The sequence below is a fragment of the Paraburkholderia sp. FT54 genome (assembly GCF_031585635.1).
Taxonomy (GTDB): domain Bacteria; phylum Pseudomonadota; class Gammaproteobacteria; order Burkholderiales; family Burkholderiaceae; genus Paraburkholderia.
In genome coordinates this window covers 3,936,554-3,953,954 of record NZ_CP134195.1, presented here as the reverse complement: position 1 = coordinate 3,953,954, position 17,401 = coordinate 3,936,554, and the positions used below count along the sequence as shown (strand labels likewise).

14 protein-coding genes are annotated in these 17,401 nt (G+C 64.1%); 4 read left to right on the top strand and 10 right to left on the bottom strand.

The annotated features are described in order from the left end of the window. Nucleotides 1-186: 186 nt before the first annotated feature. From RI103_RS18170 to RI103_RS18135, 8 genes are all read right to left on the bottom strand, one after another. Complete coding sequence (locus RI103_RS18170; RefSeq protein WP_310813291.1) at nt 187-1,158, bottom strand: ion channel; 972 nt, start codon at nt 1,156-1,158, stop codon at nt 187-189. 233 nt (nt 1,159-1,391) lie between these two features. Beyond that, nucleotides 1,392-1,637 carry a hypothetical protein gene (locus RI103_RS18165; RefSeq protein WP_310813290.1) on the bottom strand — a complete coding sequence of 82 codons (246 nt, stop codon included), beginning with the start codon at nt 1,635-1,637 and terminating at the stop codon, nt 1,392-1,394. A 68-nt stretch (nt 1,638-1,705) separates the two neighbouring features. Continuing rightward, entirely contained in the window at nt 1,706-1,936 is a 231-nt protein-coding gene (locus tag RI103_RS18160) for a hypothetical protein (protein WP_310813289.1), read from the bottom strand. Between the two features lie 121 nt (nt 1,937-2,057). Further along, entirely contained in the window at nt 2,058-2,975 is a 918-nt protein-coding gene (locus RI103_RS18155) for a carbohydrate kinase (RefSeq protein WP_310813288.1), read from the bottom strand. Next, a complete protein-coding gene (locus RI103_RS18150; protein ID WP_310813287.1) occupies nt 2,972-4,252 on the bottom strand; it encodes an AGE family epimerase/isomerase in 1,281 nt (426 codons plus the stop codon). The genes RI103_RS18155 and RI103_RS18150 overlap by 4 nt, the downstream gene beginning before the upstream one ends. Further along, complete coding sequence (locus RI103_RS18145) at nt 4,249-5,235, bottom strand: LacI family DNA-binding transcriptional regulator (RefSeq protein WP_310813286.1); 987 nt, start codon at nt 5,233-5,235, stop codon at nt 4,249-4,251. The genes RI103_RS18150 and RI103_RS18145 overlap by 4 nt, the downstream gene beginning before the upstream one ends. Before the next feature lie 196 nt (nt 5,236-5,431). Then, a complete protein-coding gene (locus tag RI103_RS18140; RefSeq protein WP_310813285.1) occupies nt 5,432-7,282 on the bottom strand; it encodes a phosphodiesterase in 1,851 nt (616 codons plus the stop codon). Nucleotides 7,283-7,564: 282 nt separating this feature from the next. Further along, nucleotides 7,565-8,593 (bottom strand): bile acid:sodium symporter family protein, encoded by a 1,029-nt coding sequence (locus RI103_RS18135; RefSeq protein ID WP_310813284.1) that lies wholly within the window; start codon nt 8,591-8,593, stop codon nt 7,565-7,567. 553 nt (nt 8,594-9,146) lie between these two features. Here RI103_RS18135 and RI103_RS18130 point away from each other — a divergent pair. After that, nucleotides 9,147-9,692, top strand: coding sequence for a hypothetical protein (locus RI103_RS18130; RefSeq protein WP_310815270.1), 546 nt, complete (start codon nt 9,147-9,149; stop codon nt 9,690-9,692). A 370-nt stretch (nt 9,693-10,062) separates the two neighbouring features. Here RI103_RS18130 and RI103_RS18125 read toward each other — a convergent pair whose 3' ends face one another. Further along, a complete protein-coding gene (locus RI103_RS18125; protein WP_310813283.1) occupies nt 10,063-10,275 on the bottom strand; it encodes a hypothetical protein in 213 nt (70 codons plus the stop codon). Nucleotides 10,276-10,399: 124 nt separating this feature from the next. Here RI103_RS18125 and RI103_RS18120 point away from each other — a divergent pair, with 124 nt between their 5' ends. The 3 genes from RI103_RS18120 (at nt 10,400) to RI103_RS18110 (ending at nt 16,154) form a co-directional block, all read left to right on the top strand. After that, a complete protein-coding gene (locus RI103_RS18120) occupies nt 10,400-11,485 on the top strand; it encodes a porin (protein WP_310813282.1) in 1,086 nt (361 codons plus the stop codon). Nucleotides 11,486-11,687: 202 nt separating this feature from the next. Further along, on the top strand, nt 11,688-12,626 hold the full coding sequence (locus RI103_RS18115) for a LysR family transcriptional regulator (protein ID WP_310813281.1): 939 nt from the start codon (nt 11,688-11,690) through the stop codon (nt 12,624-12,626). Nucleotides 12,627-12,707: 81 nt separating this feature from the next. Beyond that, a complete protein-coding gene (locus RI103_RS18110; protein WP_310813280.1) occupies nt 12,708-16,154 on the top strand; it encodes a methylmalonyl-CoA mutase family protein in 3,447 nt (1,148 codons plus the stop codon). A 185-nt stretch (nt 16,155-16,339) separates the two neighbouring features. On the opposite strand, the gene RI103_RS18105 is transcribed toward RI103_RS18110, so the two are convergent. After that, nucleotides 16,340-17,299 (bottom strand): nitronate monooxygenase family protein, encoded by a 960-nt coding sequence (locus RI103_RS18105; protein ID WP_310813279.1) that lies wholly within the window; start codon nt 17,297-17,299, stop codon nt 16,340-16,342. Between the last annotated feature and the right edge of the window lie 102 nt (nt 17,300-17,401).

Here is a 17,401-nt window from a genome sequence, read left to right as displayed (position 1 = left end):
CGGGCGCTGTCAAATAGGCGCGACGACCCGCTCGTTTTAATGAAGTTTTGAGATGGATCTGCCACGCCGCGGCCGGATTCGGGTATGCCCTGGTGCGTTTTGCGGTTGGTTCAGGAAGCGGGGTGGGATCGATCGGATCGCGCCATGCGGCGCGGCGTACGCGCGGTGCGCGGTGGTTCGAACGGCTTACGGCAACGGCGACTCTGCCTTGACGGTGCCGACCGGCGCATCGTCGAGCGGTACGATCTCGTCGAACAGCGCGTAATCGATATGGCTCACGCCGTCCCGCTCGCTCATGATGTCCACGAAACGGTGATGCCAGTAGATTTGATCGCACGACCACATGTGGCGCGCCTGCATGGTTTGCGAAGTCGATTCGTCGACGCCCTCCAGCGTGAGAATCAATGAGGTGTCGAGGCGCTTGAGCGTTTCGGCGGTTTCGCCGAACAGCGGGCTGCTTTCGTCGACGATATGCATCAGCGTCCAGCCCAGTTTGAACACCGGGTGTTGATCGCGTACCAGCGTCAGGTCGTAAAGTTTGCGCAGCGTATAACCTTCAGCGGTAGTCTCCTGGCGCAGAATGCGCAGCTTGGCGCGGGCCTCGGCGATCACGTTCTGACGCGCGTTGGCGGAGCGCACCATCAGCGTCATGCGGCCATCGAGCGGCCGGATCACCGCGTAACGGGTGAACATGATCTTCGCGTGCGGGCGCGAAAAGCGCGCGAAGATCAGCCCCGTCGCCAACGCAATGCTGGACATGCCGACGAAAATTTCCAGCGTGGCGATCCAATGCGCGTAGACGGTTTGCGGATGCATGTCGCCGTAACCGACTGTCGCGAGCGTTTCGACACTAAAGAAGAATGCGCCGCCGAAACCGGCCGGAAACTGATTGGCGATCGGCGCATTGCCCAGCATATAGAGCGTGGCGAACGTGGTGTTGAGCAGCACGAACAGAACCGCGAGCGAGATGAAAAACGTCGGCCAGCGAACCACCAGGGCGCGGTGGTAGAGATCCTGCCAGAGCGGCGTCGGCATGCCGTGCGCGATGACGACGCGATCGTCCAGACGCATCTCGCGGCTGCCGCGCGGGCGGCGCGAGGGCGCGCGCGCTTCGGCGCCGCCGAAGCCGGAAGGACGGTCTGACGGTTCAGTCGCCATCGCGGGCTCGTGGAAATGAAAACGGCCAAAGCGTAGCACGCCGCCTTGTCCGCGAAAGGTGATTTTCGGCGTGGCCCGCGGGCGCGTAAAAGTAGCGCCGCTACCCTGCGTCGGCCGTGCGTGCACGGTGCTTCAGCACGGCGTATCGGCACGGCCTCGTTGCGCTCGCCCGGCGCACTGAAGCAGGCATGCAACCACGCCTGCGCACCACGGCGTGCAGGCGCTTCGGACTTTCAAGGAAAGGCTCGGGGCTTGGGAATGCCTGCGCCGTGTTCGATATCGTCGACGGCTTGCTGATGAGCCGCCGCGACGGCTTCGGCCTCGTCGCCGTAGCCGTTGTCGCCGCCTACCGTCGTCCACGGTTTGACGGCTTTCTCGCGATGGCGGATTTCGTATTCCGCGTCCCAGCGCGCGCCGTTGAGTTCGAGTGGGCGGACGTGAATCGAATACACGCCGTAGAGGAAGAGCTGTTCAGCCATGACCGCCTCCAGCCGATTGGTTCAGGATGGCGCAACGCGAACGCAAAAAAACGCGGCGCCGTTTCTGCCTAAAGTTCGATTTCCCCGAGGATGCGGTGAGCGAGCGCTTTGGCTTCCTCGAGCGCTTCCTCCGGCGTCGACGAAGTGGCTTCGACTTCGTACAGCGTGGTTTCCTGATCCGCAGTCGCGTCGCCTTCGTCGCGCGACAGGGTGACCACGCCCTGCCAGGTGTCTTTATCCGTTTCTCTTATCGAGGCAGTCGCTGTGTAGATGCCTTTGGTGTAGGTGATGTCGTCCATGGCGTCTCTCCTTCTTCCAAAGGTTTCGGTTTTTTCATCCTAGCACGATGATGGCGGTTCGGTTCTCCGCCTTGGCGGCGCTTCATGCCAGTGACAATGCGCGCCGCACAAGGCAAGACAATTACAGTAGCGCGACGACCTCATCGAGCGACGGTGCATGCGCGCCGGCATGGCGGCAAGCGGCCGCGCCGGCGGCCAGCGCGAACGCCAGGTGTTCCGGCCAGGCCCGCTGCGGCGCGGTCATCAGACTGAACAGCAGGCCGCCGATCGACGCGTCGCCGGCACCGACCGTATCGACCACCTCGACGCGCGGCGGCCGCGCCTCGGTCACCATGGCGCCATCGATCAGCATGGCGCTCTCCGGTCCGCGCGTCACCAGCACCGTGGCGGCCGGATTCATGGCGCGCAACTGCGCGAGTGCGCCGGCCTCGTCGTCGGTCTTGAACAGCAGGCGCAAGTCTTCGTCCGACACCTTGATCAGATCGGCGAGCGCGGCCATTTTCCGCAACGTGGGTTCGTAGCCGTGCTCCATCAGATTCCGGTAGTTCGGATCGAAACTGATCTTCACGCCTTGCGAACGCAGCTCTGCCGCGAGCGTGGCAAGCGTGTTGCCGATGGGTTGGCGCACGAGGCTGATGCAGCCGAAGTGCGCCCACTTCACCTGACCCATCCAGCCCGCCGGCAGTTGCGCAGGATCGAAGGCCAGATCGGCGCTGTTCTCGCCCATGAAGAAGTACGCGGGCGGATGCGTCTGATGGACGATCGCCAGCAAGGGCGGGCGTGCGACGCGCTGCATGAAGCGCATGTCGAGCCCGGCCGCGACGCTCGCGTTCCACAACTCATCGGAGAAGTTATCGACGCCCAGCGAGCCCGCGCACGCGGTCGGCAGACCGAGCCGCGCCACGCAGCGCGCCACGTTCCAGCCGGCGCCGCCGGGACGCGAGAGCCATTGCGAAGCGCCGGTGCGGACGAGATCGGTGAGGATGTCGCCGGCTGAGACGAAGAAGGGGAATTCGTGATTCGCGCTCGGATTGCTCATTTTGTTTGCTCCGCGGATTCGGGCGCAGCGGCCGCCCCGTCGGGCAGCGCGTGGGCCAGTACTTCGTAGCACGCGCCCATGGTGTGATAGTCGGTCTTGCCGGCCGGACTCTTTTCGTCGCTGTACTTGCGGTTGTCGCACGTGAGGATGCGGTACCACGCGCCATACTTGTGATCGACGAAATGCGCCCAGCTATAGCGCCAGATCTCGTCGTACCAGTCCCAGAAGCGTTCGTTGCCGGTGCGCTTGCCGAGCAGCGCGGCCGTTGCGAAGGTTTCCGCCTGGACCCAGAAATACTTGTCATGGTCGCACACGGTGCCGTCGGGGCCGAAGCCGTAGTAGAGGCCGCCGTGGTCTTCGTCCCACGCGTGCGTCATGGCGGCGTCGAACAGTTCGATGGCGCGCGGCAGCAGCCACGGCAACGGACGGAAGCGCTCGAGAATCAGCAGCAGCTTCGCCCACTCGGTTTGATGCCCCGGCTGGAAGCCCCACGGGCGGAAGATGTTCGAGCTGTCTTCCTCGTTGTAGTGCCAGTCGACCGACCAATCCGCGTGAAAGTGCTCCCACACCAGACCCTGCGACAGCTTCGCCTGACGCAGCGTGATATTCGACGCCACCCGCTCCGCGCGATCCAGATAGACGAGATGGCCGGTCGCTTCATGCGCGGCAAGCAGCGCCTCGGTGGTGTGCATGTTCGCGTTCTGCCCACGGTACGAGCTGACTCGCCATTCGGGCGACGCTTCGTCGGCGTAGAGGCCCGCGGCGGCGTCCCAGAAGCGGTGTTCCATCAACTCGAAGGTCGCGCCGATCATCGGCTTCGCTTCCTCGATGCCGGCCATCGCCGCATGCGAATAGGCGAGCAGGACGAACGCGAGGCCGTAGCAGTGGCGCGTCGCGTCGAGCGTGCGCTTCTTGCCGTCGTGCCATTCGAGTTCCCAGTCGTAGCCTTCGTGCTGGCCGTCCCAATGCACTTCGCGCAGGAACCGCAGGCCGTGGCGCGTGTATTCGAGATGCTGCGGGTCGCCGAACTGGCGATACGCCATCGCGTAGTTGAACACGTAGCGGCAACTGCTTACCAGATGCCGCGTGGTTTTGTCGTAGACCGAACCGTCGTCGCGGAAGAAATGGAAAAAGCCGCCGCTCGGGTCGAGCACGTTCGGCGCATAGAAGCGCAGCGTGTCCTGCACATGCGAGAGCAGAAAGTCGCGCGTGCGGAAGCTCTCGACGGGCGGCGCCGCGACGCCGTTGACGGGGTGAAGCGGATCGGATTGCGTCATGGCATTTTCACCAAAGTACTGGCACGGGCAATGAGATGGACGGGCAAACGGACTTCCAGTTCGGCAGGTGCGTCTTCCAGCAGAAGCTCGACGCCGCGCCGGCCGAGCGCTTCCTTGTCGACCGAGATGGTCGACAGTGGCGGCGTGGCGTGGGCGGCGGCGGGAATGTCGTCGAAACCGATGATGGCGATGTCCTCGGGCACGCGCAGTCCGCGCGCGAGGCACGCGCGCAGCGCGGCGAGCGCGGCGGCGTCGTTGTAGGCAAACACGGCGTCCGGGCGCGGGCCCGGCGCGTCGAGCAACTGATGCATCGCGCGGGCGGCGCCGCTGTCGGGGTCGAGGCCGGCGTCGATCGTCACTTCCAGCGACGGGTCGAACAGTAAGCCCGCCTCGAAAAACGCGCGCCGGTAGCCGAGCGCGCGCTGCGCGATGCTGAAGTGCGCGAGCGAGCCGCCGATAAACGCGACGCGCTTGCGCTGCTGCTCGAACAGATGCCGCATGGCGAGCGTGGCGCCCGCGGCGTTGTCCAGATTCACCGAGCGCATGCCGGGCGCCCACAGGTCGATCAGCACGAGCGGGCGCTGCATCGCGACGAGCGTGGTCAGCGTCTCCGGTTCGACGAAACCGGCGATCGCCACTGCGTCCGGCGCGTGCAGGCGCATCTGCTGGATCACGTCTTCGGTCGGACCGGCGGTCAGCACGGACGGCACGATGCCGCGCTCGCGGCAGGCGTCTTCCACGCCGTGCAGCACGTGCGAAAAGAACGGGCTGACGGCGAAATTATTGTGCTGACGATGCAGCAGAAAGGTGAGGCGGCGGATGCGCGGGCGCAATTGGGCAGCGTCATAGCCGAGCTTGCGCGCCGCCTGAACGACGCGCTCGCGGGTGGCCTCGGAAAGGCCCGGCTGGTTCTTCAATGCGCGTGAGACGGTGCCGATCGACACGCTGGCCGCGCGGGCGACGTCGCGGATGGTTGTGGCCATCGAATCAAGCGGACGCGCAAGGGCGGCCGCACGGTGTTTGGGTTCGGGCGATTGTATAGTAAAACCGTGCTACCACCGCCCGAAAAACACGCGCTCGACACCCGGAAATACCCGTAGGCGTTGGAGTTGGCCCGGAATATGCTGTTTAGTAAAATTAGCTAAACAATGTCCGATGCCGACCTCGGACGCCGCGCGTTTACTCCAGCGGCGCGTGAGCGGCTTCCGCCTGGCCGCGCAGCAAGGCCACGCTTTCGTCCGCCTCGATCAGTACGAATCCGCTCGCCTCGTGCTTCGCGCGCCGCTTGGCCAGCGCCGCGACGGACGCGATTTCCTCGCTGTTGTAGCGCGATAGGCCGTCGGCGGGCTCGACGCGCACGCAGCCGATCGCCATCGTCACGAAACCGAAGAAGGTCGGATTGCCGCGCCGGTCCTCACCGTGGATGCCGCCGGCGAGCCGATCGGTCGGCGCGTAAAAGCGCTGCGCGCCTCCGTTGAACACGTGGATCGCGCGCAGCACGCGCTCGCGCCAATCGTCGCTCTGGAACAGGATCAGGAAATCGTCGCCGCCTACGTGCCCGAGGAAGTCGCGGGTCGGGTCGCACACGTCGGCGAGTACGACGGCGGCGAATTTCAGCACTTCGTCACCTTGCCAGTAGCCGTACTGGTCGTTGAACGGCTTGAAATGGTTCAGGTCGACGTAGCACGCGTAGAAGCCGGCGTCGTTGCCGAGCAGGCGGGCAATGTGCGAACTGATCGGGATGTTGCCCGGCAGGAAGGTCAGCGGGTTCGCGTAGCGCGCGGCTTCGATGCGCACTTCGGTCACTGCCCGCACGAGGTTCTCGCCAGTACCGAGGCCGGCGTATTTGCCGTTGTCGGCGATGACGAAGCCGTCGGCGAGATAACGCTGATCGTCGCTCGCGAGGAGCTTGGCCATCTGCTCGACGGTCATCGATTTCTCGATGACCACCGGCGATGCATTGGCGAACAGCAGGCAAGGGCGCTTGCCGAACAGCTCGCGGTGATACGGCAGCGCGTAGCGGTCCATGAAGCTGCGGCGGTTGATCAGCGCGACCGGCTCGTCCTGTTCGACCACCGCGACGGCATGCAGATCGGGCAGGCGGTTGAACAGTTCGAGCACGTCGTTGTTGGTCGCGTGGCGCGGCAGCGCCGGCGCGTGCACCAGCATCTTCTCCGACGCCATGCCGCCCGAAGGCGACGCGCTGCTCACCGTGCGCGTGGTCTCGGGAAACACGGCGATGTGGCCGGCGCGCAGCGCGTCGCGGGCATCGTCGGTTACGCTGCGGGCCGGCTGCGCGTGGGGACGGCCGAAGAAAAAGCCCTGCCCGCAGCCGATCCCCATGTCGCGCACCACGATCAGATCCGCTTCGTTTTCGATGCCCTCGGCCACGAGCCGCGCGCCGCTCGCGCTGGCGAAGTGCTGCATCGCGCGCACGGCTTCGAACTTGAGCGGATCGCAGGCAATGTCGTGAATGAAAAAGCGGTCGATCTTCACGACGTCCGGTTGCAGCCGCACCCACAAGTTCATGCTGGCGTTCGCGGTGCCGTAGTCGTCGAGTGCGAATTGCGCGCCTACGGCACGCAGCGCCGAGATCACCGGCAGGAAACTGCCGACATCCAGAATCGTGCTTTGCTCGGTCAGCTCGACCACGATCCGCTGCGGATCGACGCCGCGATGACGCAGGAGCGCGAGCGTGTCGTCGCCCGCCTCGGCCAGCCGACGCATCGCGCCCGCGCTGAAATTCAGAAACAGCTTGCCGTCGAAGTCGAGCTGCGCGAACGCTTCGATGCAGGTGCGCGCGGCGGCGCGTTCGAGCTCGAACGTGCAGCCCTCGGCGAGCGCTTGCGAAAACAGGGCAAACGGCGCTTCGAGCGGGGTGCCGGCCGGGCCGCGGATCAGACCTTCGTAGCCGAGGATCGCGCCGTCTTCGAAATCGACGATCGGCTGGAACACGGCGGACAGATTACGCCGGGCGATCAATTCCTCGACGCGCGGCGCGGCGGATCGGGAGGGCGAGCGAGGTTGCATGACAGGTAGGCGTAGCGATCGACCTTCGCCTTATCGGCGCGGCCTGGTTGAAATTAAGTGAATCTTTGGTGAAGCGTTGCACTGTGATGGTGCGGTTGTTTTGTCAGTCGAGATCTTCTGACGGCCGGGCCGGCATTGCCAGGAATTGGCCTATGCCATCCGGCCGAGGCGACAGCGGCGGCGTTTGCGCGTGAAATAACAAAAAAGCCGCGCGAGGCGGCTTTCTTCAAATGACGCTCAGGGAGGGCGCTTATGAATGTCCTGTTTGCATTGCGCGCGTATTCAACGGCGCGCGACGGCGGCGGCGGTCCGCTCGCGCGAGCCGGCGTGGGTCTCGCCGCTGGTGTCGCGCGCCCCCCAGCGCTGCGCGAGCGCGGCGCACACCATCAACTGGATCTGGTGGAACAGCATCAGCGGCAAGACTACGGCGCCCACCGCATGCGAGGCGAAAATCACCTTGGCCATCGGCACGCCGGCGGCGAGGCTTTTCTTCGAGCCGCAGAAAATGATGGTGATCTGGTCCGCGCGGCTAAAACCGAGCCGCTTGCTGACGAATATCGTCACGGTCAGGGCCAGCGCGAGCAGCACGACGCAAACCAGCAGCAGGCCGCCGAGCGCGGAAAGGGGAATCTGATGCCACAAGCCCTCGTTGACGGCCTCGCTGAACGCGCCGTACACCACCAGCAGGATCGAGCCCTGGTCGACGAACTTCAGCACGCCACGATTGCGCTCGATCCACTTGCCGATCAACGGGCGCAGCAACTGGCCGGCCACGAACGGCACCAGCAACTGCAGCACGATGTTGCCCACGGTATGCCACGGCGACGCGCCGCCGCCGGCCGCCTGATTGGTGACGACGAAGCTGACGAGTGCGGGCGTGATGAAGATGCCGAGCAGGCTCGAGGCCGACGCGCTGCACACGGCAGCCGGCACGTTGCCTTTGGCAATAGACGTGAACGCGATCGACGACTGGACCGTCGACGGCAGCGTGCAGAGGAAGAGGACCCCCGCATAGAGCGCCGGCGTGACAAGTGGCGAAAGGAGCGGTTTAAGCGCGAGGCCGAGCAGCGGAAAGAGCGCGAACGTGCTGAGCAGTACCACGAGATGCAGTCGCCAGTGCGTCGCGCCCGCAATGATCGCTTCGCGTGAGAGCTTGGCGCCATGCAGGAAAAACAGCAGGCCGACCGCCACGTTTGTCACCCAGTTGAAGCCGACGGCGGCCTGCCCATGAACTGGCAGCAAGCTGGCAAGGATCACGGTGCCCACGAGGCACAAGGTGAAGTTGTCCGGAAGCAGTTTTGGGCGAGCCATGTCGGAATCTCGATTCGGTAACGCGGAAAAAACGCGCGGGACGCGCGCATGAAGGCACCGTCCCAAGCTATGGGAAACGGCTATTGTTGTTGATTTTCGATTAAATATGCAAATTCATTTGCCGAATCGATTAATGAGCGCTGTGCATTCCGGAAATTTCGGACTGCGCGGCGACCCAAGGTTTGAGTATTGGCGACGTGATCTGTTTGGTCCATGCAGTTTTGACAATCGCGATGAAAATCCGGGTTCGATTCGTCATACGCAAGACCACATAAAACGTCTCGCCAAGTCCTTGAAAGCAAGCGGTTCCAAGGCTTTCACGCAAGGGCTCTGTCGTAGAAAAACGTCGCAGTAACAAGGTGTTACATCCGCGTCCGGGGCCTAACACTTTTTGGCTCGACACCCTTTGCCGGCACCCATAAATTACGGTTCAAAGGCCGTCGGGATGACTCGCGCCGCGATGTCGTCGCAGCGCTCGTGCCAGTCCCAAAACAAGTCCATCGCAGCTCGAACGGTGGGCTTCAGGCAAGTCTTCGGGCATGTGAGTCACTGGGTGGACGGGTTGTCGAGAACGAGGCACTGGGCGTTGGGCGCGGTCATCGCTGCGCTGTGCTCGTTCGCCTATGCAAAAGCGCCAGGCATGCCGCACGGCGGCGGTGGCGGCTACTCGCATGCCGCAGCGAATCACGCCGTGCGCAGCGATATGCATAACGGTGGCCGCTACTACGGCAGCGCCGCGGCAGTATCGGGCCGCAATACGATGGTCGAACGCAATGCGCGTCTGCCGCGTGGCGGAGCGAACTTCGCGGGCGGCAATTACGGCGACGGTTTTGGCGTCTACAAGCCGGACGTGCGCCGTGTCGCCGGACCAGCCGCTTATGCGGGCGACGGCCGCGGTGGGATGCAGTACGCCGGCGCCATCACGCCTGTGAGCGCCGAGTCGCGGGGAGTGCCTCGGCCGCCGGCCAACGCGCCGGTTCGCGCCGGCTCGATTCGCGCCGACGTTGCCCGCTACAACGAGGAACGCGGTTCGTCGCGCGCCATACAACGCCAGTCGGACGACCCGCGGCAACCGGAAGGCTCGCCGTACCGCAATTAGGAATCGTGCTGCGAGCGCGGCGGCGCAGTCTGTTGCGTGAGCAACCAGTGTCTGCCGCGTAGACGACCTGCGCACTCCTCTGTTTCTCTTCGCTGACTTCCCCATACCGCGCCGACATTACTCGAGCGTCGGCGGCTCTCGCGTCTGACTTCGCACTCACGTGTGCCTCATCTCGAACCGGTGCACGGCTTCTCTGCCATTTCGTCCTGCCAAATTCTCATCGCTGCATTCCGCAGGATCACTGCTCGGGCCTTTCAAACCGCTTGACAGCGGCCTCCCGCTTTTCCGTCGTCCCTAAAGGCCGCCGGCAATGTGACGTTTCGACACCACACTTTTTTGAAAACACTCGGCAGCAGACCCTCTCCCATCGTCAAATTTGGTCGTTTCTGCGGCGGTGCGTCATCCGCGTGTCATCTGAAGCGTTGTCCACCCGTCGGTCGCAATGTGAGTAACGCTTTGCGCGTCGCGGCAAAACTTGCGGCGGCACGGCGAGCGCGCGGTCGGCCAAGGCTTTATCAGGCCGATAAGCGACAAAACTAATCAGACCGATATACCCGCAATAACCAGCGATATTTTTGTTCATAAAAATGGTCCGCAAAGATGGTCCCGCCCAGATTGGCTCGATGATCGAACGGACAACAACAATGGTTCGCGCGAGCTCCCCCTTTCGCACAGCCACACCCCTTTTGACAAAGACAGGAGAACCCATGAAAACAAGCATCAGCAGTGCGCTGAAGACCACCCTCAAGGCAACCGCGTGTGCCGCTTTGCTGGCCAGTGCATCGTCTGCTTTTGCGCAATCGAGCGTGCAGCTCTACGGTCAGGTCGACGAATGGGTCGGCGCGCAGAAATTCCCGGGGGGCAAGACTGCGGTGCAGGTCTCGGGCGGCGGCATGTCGACTTCGTACTGGGGCTTGAAAGGGGCCGAGGATCTGGGCAACGGCTACAAGGCGATCTTCGCGCTGGAAGGGTTCTTCCTGGCGCAAAACGGCCAGTACGGCCGCTTCACGGGCGACACGATGTTCTCGCGTAACGCGTACGTCGGTATCGAGTCGCCCTACGGCACGGTGACAGCAGGCCGTCTGACCACGCCGCTGTTCGTGTCGACGATTCTGTTCAACCCGTTCATCGACTCGTACCAGTTCTCGCCGATGATCTGGCACACGTACCTGGGTCTCGGCACGTTCCCGACCTACTCGACGGATCAGGGCGCGACGGGCGATTCGGGCTGGAGCAATGCGGTGTCGTACTCGTCGCCGAACTTCAACGGTTTGAGCGCGACGGCCATGTACGCGCTCGGCAACACGACCGAGAACGGCGCGAAGAAGTGGAGCGGCCAGGTGCTGTACTTCCACGGCCCGTTCGCGGCGACGGCGGTGTATCAGTACGTGAACTTCAACAACGTGCCGGGCGACCTCGGCAGCTTCAGCACGTCGGGCGTGCCCGGCCTGAAGAGCCAGAGCGTCGCGCAAGTCGGCGTGTCGTACGACCTGAAGTTCGTGAAGTTCTTCGGCCAGTACATGTACACGTACAACGACCAGCAGGTCACGAGCTGGCACGTGAACACGGCGCAAGGCGGCGCAACCGTGCCGTTCGGCCCGGGCTCGGTGATGGCGTCGTACGCCTACTCGCGCGACGGCGGCGGCTTCGACCAGACCCGTCAGACGGCTTCGGTCGGCTACGACTATCCGCTGTCCAAGCGCACGGACGTCTACGCAGCCTACATGTACGACCATATCTCCAGCATGTCGAGCGGCAACACCTACGGGGTCGGCCTGCGCGCGAAGTTCTAAGCGTCCCGGCCGGGCCGCGCGACGCCTGCTTGCGCGCTTCCCGCGGCGGCCGCATCAGCTTGATCTCCAGGCCCGTCTTCTTCGGAAGGCGGGTTTTTTGCTTCTGCGCCTCCGTATTCGTCGCTCAGCAACCGTTTTGCCGACCAGCCTTTGATAAACCCGGCAAAATGACGTCGATTGATTCCCACAGCGAGCGATTGAGATGGATACCCTCGTCAGCATGAAAGTGTTCCGCCATGTGGTCGAAGTCGGCAGCTTTGTCGGCGCCGCCGAACGGATGGAGATGTCGGCGGCCATGGCGAGCAAGCACGTGATGCACCTTGAACAGCAACTCGGCGCGCGTCTCCTGAATCGCACCACGCGGCGGGTTGCACCGACCGAGGCGGGCCGTGAGTATTACGAACGTCTGAGCCAGGTGCTCAGCGAACTCGAAGAGGCCGAGCAGGCGGTCGGCGCGGCGAGCGTCGTGCCGCAGGGGCGCTTGCGGGTGTCCTCGCTGTCGGCGTTCGGCCTGAGCCACGTGATGGCCGCAGTGGCCGACTACGCCGCGCAGTATCCGCAGGTCACCGTCGATATGACCTTGTCGGACCGCGTCGTCGAACTGATCGACGAGGGTTTCGATGTCGCGATCCGCGCTTCGCCGAGCGGGCTGAAGTCTTCTTCATTGATCGCGCGGCAGATCGCGACCGCGCACCTCGTGCTGTGTGCGTCGCCGGCTTATTTGAAGCGGCACGGCACGCCGAAGACCGTTGCCGATCTGGCGCGCCACAACTATCTCCAATACGCGGGCGTCTCGGCACTCGAAATCGCGCCCGCGACCGGTGAGAGTTCGCCGCGCGTGCGTCTGACGGGCAATCTGATCGTCAATCATCTGGAAGCGCAACGCGTGATCGTGCTGCAAGGCGCGGGCATCGCGATGCTCGGCACCGAAGTGATCGGCGACGATCTGGCCGCGGGGCGCCTCGTGCCGTTGCTTGTGGACGACGTGCCGCCGCGCGAGCTGCCCATCCACGTGGTCTACGCGAGCCGCCGGCATCTGTCGGCCAAGGTGCGTTCGTTTGTCGACTTTCTTGCCGAGCGGTTCGCGAGCGAGTCGCTATGGCCGTCGCTCGAACAGATCAAGGCGTTGGCGGTGCGCTAGGCCGCCCAGGCCACCGAGGCACCCCGACCCGTTTCGCTATACTGGTTGCCAGCACCCATACGCGAACGATCTGGGGGAGACATGACCGATCTGTCCACGCCGCAGCGCGCCGGCAGCCACAAGCTGCCCGCGGGTCGGCGCCTGCGCTTTGTCACGGCGGCTGCCTTGTTCGACGGCCACGACGCGTCGATCAATATCATGCGGCGCATTCTGCAGGCGAGTGGCGTCGAGGTGATTCACCTCGGCCACAACCGTTCCGTCGATGAAGTCGCCACCGCCGCGCTGCATGAGGACGCCGACGGCGTCGCCGTGTCCAGCTACCAGGGCGGCCACAACGAATACTTCCGCTATCTGGTCGACTTGCTGCGAACGCGCGGCGGCGAGCGCATCAAGGTGTTCGGCGGCGGCGGCGGGGTGATCGTCCCTGAGGAAATTGCAGCACTCGAGCGTTGTGGCGTCGAGAAGATCTATTCGCCGCAGGACGGGCAGCGGCTCGGTCTGCAAGGCATGATCGACGATATGATCGCGCGCTGCGCCGAAGGTGCGCGCGCCAGCGCCGCCGACCTCGTCAACGCGCCCAGCATTGCCGACACGGCCAACGCGGCCGACCCGGCATCCCCCACCTTCCGCCGCCTCGCGCAACTCATCAGCGCATTCGAAGCGGGTGTCATCGATGCGGCCGCACGAGACAAGCTGTCCGCCCAGGCAAAGACAGCGACTATCCCCATCCTCGGCATCACCGGAACCGGCGGTGCCGGCAAATCCTCGCTCACCGACGAACTGATCCGCCGCTTTCGCCTCGACTACGGCGACGCCCTCACCATCGCCGTGCTCGCCATCGACCCGTCGCGCCGCAAATCCGGCGGGGCGTTGCTGGGCGACCGCATCCGCATGAACGCCATCGGCGACTGGGGCGGCGGCGCGCGCGTGTACATGCGCTCGATGGCGACGCGCGAAGCGTCGAGCGAAATCTCCGACTCGCTGCCTGACGCGCTGATGCTGTGCAAGACGGCGGGCTTCGATCTGATCGTCGTGGAAACGTCCGGCATCGGCCAGGGCAATGCGGCCATCGTGCCGTTCGTCGACGAATCGCTGTATGTGATGACGCCGGAGTTCGGCGCCGCGAGCCAGTTGGAGAAGATCGACATGCTCGACTTCGCCGGGTTCGTCGCGATCAACAAGTTCGATCGCAAAGGCGCGCAGGACGCGTTGCGCGACGTCGCCAAGCAGGTACAGCGCAATCGCGGCGACTTCGCGAAGCCGCCCGAAGCGATGCCGGTATTCGGCACGATCGCCTCTCGCTTTAACGACGACGGCGTGACCGCGCTTTATCAGCACATTGCCGATGCGCTGCGCAAGCACGGCTTGCGTACAGGTGGTGGCCGTTTAGCCGCGCCCGACGGCCTGCGTTCTTCCACTGGCCGTAACGCCATCGTGCCGCCGGCGCGCGTGCGCTATCTGGCGGATATCGCGCAGACAGTCCACGCTTACCGCGAGCGAGCCGACGCGCAAGCGCGCGTGGCGCGCGAGCGCTGGCAACTTGTGGAGGCGCGTCGGATGCTTGCTGAGGCGGGTGCGGGTGCGGGTGCAGTTGCAGTTGCAAGCTCAGGTTGCGCCGTAAGTGCAAACGCCGGTTCAGGCACAAACGCGACGGCGAACTCAGCCTCGACCGCAAACCCTGAAACGACCACACCCGCCGCTACCGTCAACCAGAATCTCTCGCAACTCGATACTCTGGTCGCCCAACGCACCGCCTCCCTCGGCGAACGTGAACGCATGCTCCTCGACACCTGGCCGCAAACCGTCGCTGCCTACTCGGGCGCCGAACACATCGTCCGAATCCGCGATCGCGAAATCCGCACCGCGCTTGCCGTCACCACGCTGTCCGGCTCGGAAGTCCGCAAAGTGTCCCTGCCGAAGTTCGTCGATCACGGCGAGATTCTGCGCTGGCTGATGCTCGACAATCTGCCCGGCTACTTTCCCTTCACCGCGGGCGTGTTCCCATTCCGCCGCGAAAACGAAGACCCGACGCGGATGTTCGCCGGCGAAGGCGATCCGCAACGCACCAACCGCCGCTTCAAGCTGCTCTCGGAAGGCATGCCGGCCAAGCGTCTGTCGACCGCCTTCGATTCGGTCACGCTCTACGGCGAAGAACCGGACGAGCGCCCCGACATCTACGGCAAGGTGGGCAATTCGGGCGTCTCGGTGGCGACGCTCGACGACATGAAAACGCTCTACGACGGCTTCGACCTCTGCGCGCCGGAAACCTCGGTTTCGATGACGATCAACGGCCCCGCGCCAACCATCCTCGCGATGTTCTTCAACGTGGCGATCGATCAACAGATAGAGCGCATGACGCAGCAACAAGGCCGCGCGCTAACGGACGACGAACTCGCCGCGACGCGCCGCACGGCGCTGGAAAACGTGCGCGGCACCGTGCAGGCCGACATTCTGAAGGAAGACCAAGGCCAGAACACCTGCATCTTCTCGACCGAATTCAGCCTGAAAGTGATGGGCGATATCCAGGCATATTTCGTCGAGCACGGCGTGCGCAATTTCTATTCGGTGTCGATCTCCGGCTATCACATCGCCGAAGCCGGCGCGAACCCGATCTCGCAACTCGCCTACACGCTCGCGAACGGCTTCACCTATGTCGAGGCCTATCTCGCCCGCGGCATGTCGATCGACGATTTCGCGCCGAATCTGTCGTTCTTCTTTTCCAACGGCATGGACCCGGAGTACACGGTGCTGGGCCGCGTCGCGCGGCGCATCTGGGCCGTTGCCATGCGCGAGCGCTACGGCGCGAACGAACGCAGCCAGAAGCTCAAGTACCACGTGCAGACCTCGGGCCGCAGCCTGCATGCGCAGGAGATCGACTTCAACGATATCCGCACCACGTTGCAAGCGCTGATCGCGATCTACGACAACTGCAACTCGCTGCACACGAATGCCTTCGACGAAGCGATCACCACGCCCACCGAGGATTCGGTGCGCCGCGCGGTGGCGATCCAGTTGATCATCAACCGTGAATGGGGGCTCGCGAAGAATCAGAATCCGAATCAGGGCAGCTTCGTGATCGAGGAACTGACCGATCTGGTGGAGGAGGCGGTGCTCGCCGAATTCGACCGGCTCACCGAACGCGGCGGCGTGCTCGGCGCGATGGAAACCGGCTATCAGCGCGGGCGCATTCAGGACGAGTCGATGTTGTATGAGCATCGCAAGCATGATGGCTCGTATCCGATCGTCGGCGTGAATACGTTTTTGAGCGCGCATCCGCACGAGGCGCCGCAGCCGATCGCGCTAGCCCGTTCCACCGACGATGAAAAACAGAGCCAGTTGCAACGTCTGCGCGCTTTCCAGGCGCGGCATCGCGACGTGGCGCCTGCCGCGCTCGAACGCCTGAAGCGCGCGGTGATCGACGATGAAAACGTATTCGCGGTGCTGATGGACGTCGTGCGTGTCTGCTCGCTCGGGCAGATCACGCACGCGTTGTTTGAGGTGGGCGGGCAGTACCGCCGCAATATGTAAGTCAGGCTGCGCGATGATCGCTGCGGCCCGGCGTGAAGCCGGGCTGCCATGCAAAACCGTCCAGATCGAGCGCCTCAGATCAAGTGCCTCAGATCAAGCGTCCCGAATCTGGCGTCTGCGCCGAGGCGCTCCAGGCTAACTCGCAGCGCGCAACCGCAACCGAGTTATGCTGGGATGCACTGCCTTCAGCGCGCGATCCCCAGCCGCGCCTTCGCGTCGTCATACTCCTTCGTCAAACGCTGCACCAGCTCGCTCACGCTCGGCACGTCGTCCATCAGGCCGACGCCCTGGCCCGCGCCCCAGATGTCTTTCCACGCCTTCGCCTTGTCGCTGCCGAAATTCATCTTGGTCTTGTCCGATTCCGGCAGCGCGTCCGGGTCCAGCCCCGCGTTCAGGATACTTTCGCGGATGTAGTTGCCATGCACGCCGGTGAACAGGTTCGTGTAGATGATGTCCGACGCCGTGGAATTGACGATCGCCTGCTTGTAGCTGTCGACCGCGTGGGCTTCCCTGGTCGCGATGAAGCGCGTGCCCATGTAGGCGAGGTCCGCGCCCATGGCCTGCGCGGCGAGAATCGAGCCGCCGTTGGCGATCGAGCCCGACAGCACGATCGGGCCGTCGAACATGCGCCGCACTTCGCCGACCAGCGCGAACGGCGAGGTCGTGCCCGCATGGCCGCCCGCGCCGGACGCCACCAGGATCAGACCGTCGACGCCCGCTTCCAGCGCCTTCTGCGCATGGCGCAGATTGATCACGTCGTGCAGCACGATGCCGCCGTAGCTATGCACGGCATCGACGATTTCCCGCGCCGGCGCCCGCAGGCTCGTGATGAAAATCGGCACCTTGTGCTCGACGCACACGCGCACGTCGTGTTCGAGCCGCGTATTCGACTGATGCACGATCTGGTTGACGGCGATCGGCCCGATGACCGCATCCGGGTGGGCCGCCTTGTGCTCGGCAAGCTGCGCCTGAATCTGCGTGAGCCATTCATCGAGCAGTTCGGCCGGGCGCGCATTCAGCGCGGGGAACGAGCCGACGATGCCAGCCTTGCATTGAGCCAGCACGAGTTCGGGGTAGCTGACGATGAACATCGGCGAAGCGACGACGGGCAGCGCAAGTTTTTGCAGGACGGCGGGCAATGCCATAGTGCGAGTCTCCTGTTTTGAGCGGGCCGGTGCGTCGTTGTGCGCCCGGCGATGACTGAGTTTAGCGGCACATGGCTTGCGGCGCTTTTGCTAGCCGCAGCC

Excerpts from the sequence above, each read along its gene's own strand:
- RI103_RS18150 (WP_310813287.1), bottom strand. The coding sequence starts at position 4,252 with ATGACGCAATCCGATCCGCTTCACCCCGTCAACGGCGTCGCGGCGCCG.
- RI103_RS18145 (WP_310813286.1), bottom strand. The coding sequence starts at position 5,235 with ATGGCCACAACCATCCGCGACGTCGCCCGCGCGGCCAGCGTGTCGATC.
- RI103_RS18110 (WP_310813280.1), top strand. The coding sequence starts at position 12,708 with ATGACCGATCTGTCCACGCCGCAGCGCGCCGGCAGCCACAAGCTGCCC.
- RI103_RS18120 (WP_310813282.1), top strand. The coding sequence starts at position 10,400 with ATGAAAACAAGCATCAGCAGTGCGCTGAAGACCACCCTCAAGGCAACC.
- RI103_RS18105 (WP_310813279.1), bottom strand. The coding sequence starts at position 17,299 with ATGGCATTGCCCGCCGTCCTGCAAAAACTTGCGCTGCCCGTCGTCGCT.
- RI103_RS18165 (WP_310813290.1), bottom strand. The coding sequence starts at position 1,637 with ATGGCTGAACAGCTCTTCCTCTACGGCGTGTATTCGATTCACGTCCGC.
- RI103_RS18155 (WP_310813288.1), bottom strand. The coding sequence starts at position 2,975 with ATGAGCAATCCGAGCGCGAATCACGAATTCCCCTTCTTCGTCTCAGCC.
- RI103_RS18125 (WP_310813283.1), bottom strand. The coding sequence starts at position 10,275 with ATGAACAAAAATATCGCTGGTTATTGCGGGTATATCGGTCTGATTAGT.
- RI103_RS18115 (WP_310813281.1), top strand. The coding sequence starts at position 11,688 with ATGGATACCCTCGTCAGCATGAAAGTGTTCCGCCATGTGGTCGAAGTC.
- RI103_RS18135 (WP_310813284.1), bottom strand. The coding sequence starts at position 8,593 with ATGGCTCGCCCAAAACTGCTTCCGGACAACTTCACCTTGTGCCTCGTG.
- RI103_RS18170 (WP_310813291.1), bottom strand. The coding sequence starts at position 1,158 with ATGGCGACTGAACCGTCAGACCGTCCTTCCGGCTTCGGCGGCGCCGAA.
- RI103_RS18140 (WP_310813285.1), bottom strand. The coding sequence starts at position 7,282 with ATGCAACCTCGCTCGCCCTCCCGATCCGCCGCGCCGCGCGTCGAGGAA.
- RI103_RS18160 (WP_310813289.1), bottom strand. The coding sequence starts at position 1,936 with ATGGACGACATCACCTACACCAAAGGCATCTACACAGCGACTGCCTCG.